Raw genomic sequence first — 1,007 nt, 5'->3', positions numbered from 1 at the left:
ACCTGACTTAGGACATTTCGCTTAGTGCCCCGCCTCGAGGCCGAGTAGAACAAGGATTTCACGCTCTTCGGGCGGGATCACCGGTGGGAAGTCTTCGGTGACGCCGTTGACGGCGATGGTGGAGGTCCGCAGCGGCCGGAACTGCTTGATCAGTCTCGCTATCGCGACGCCGGTCTGATCCTGGATGCAGCGGGCGACGGCCAACGCTGCGAACACGATGGTCAGGTGCGCCTCGATCGCGTCGCGGGTGTGATGGAACATCGGCCGTGCTCGCAGGTCTGTCTTCGACATGCGGAACGACTGCTCGACGTGCCACAGGTCGTGGTACTTGGAGATCACCTCACCCGGCCCCATGGTCGTGGCGGGGATATTGGTGACGTAGCCCTTCAGCCCGACCAGCGATCGGGCACGCTCCAGAGCAGAGGTGTCGAGGCTGCGGCCAGCGGGGGTGGTCTTGACGAACCGGGTTGATTTCGGGGCTTTGTCACCGTCGACGACCGCTTGGGCGCGTGCTTCCTGGGCATTGAGCGTCTGATTGTCACGGACCGCCCGCCGCTTCGAGTACTGCCAGACCGCCCGCCAGGAACTGGCGTGTGTGCCGGGATTCCAGGCCGGTTCGGCTCGCTTCTTCACGTCGTTGACGACACTGCGCCCGTGCCGCGGCGTTACGGTGTCGATAGTTTGTCCGTCGGTGAAAACATCACCGTTCCAACGGAAATGGTTCGCCAGGTCGCCGGGCGCTTTGGTGACGCGGGAGCCGACGATGAACTTCAAGCCTGCCTCGTCGAGGGCTGTGAGATTCGCCGCCGACAGCATGCCGGCGTCGGCGGCGACGACCATCTCGACGCCGGCGATGTCGTGGCGAGCCTGGAACTGGCGGACAATGGGGACGATGGTGTGGGTTTCGGCTGTGTTGCCTTCGAAGCAGCCGATCTCGAGCGGGAATCCGGTGCGGTCGACGAGCAGCCCGACCACGATCTGCGGATCGACCCTGCGTTCTTTCGAAT

1 protein-coding gene is annotated in these 1,007 nt (G+C 64.0%); it reads right to left on the bottom strand.

All coding sequences use genetic code 11. The features are described 5' to 3' along the window. Window positions 1–21: 21 nt before the first annotated feature. Window positions 22–1,007, bottom strand: a 986-nt coding sequence (locus P3H15_RS54115) for an IS1634 family transposase (RefSeq protein ID WP_276144843.1), incomplete at its 5' end; no start/stop codon positions are given.

This window comes from Rhodococcus sp. T2V (assembly GCF_029269925.1).
GTDB lineage: Bacteria > Actinomycetota > Actinomycetes > Mycobacteriales > Mycobacteriaceae > Rhodococcus_F > Rhodococcus_F koreensis.
The sequence above is the reverse complement of the archived record's forward strand: the minus strand, read 5'-3'. Positions and strand labels throughout refer to the sequence as shown.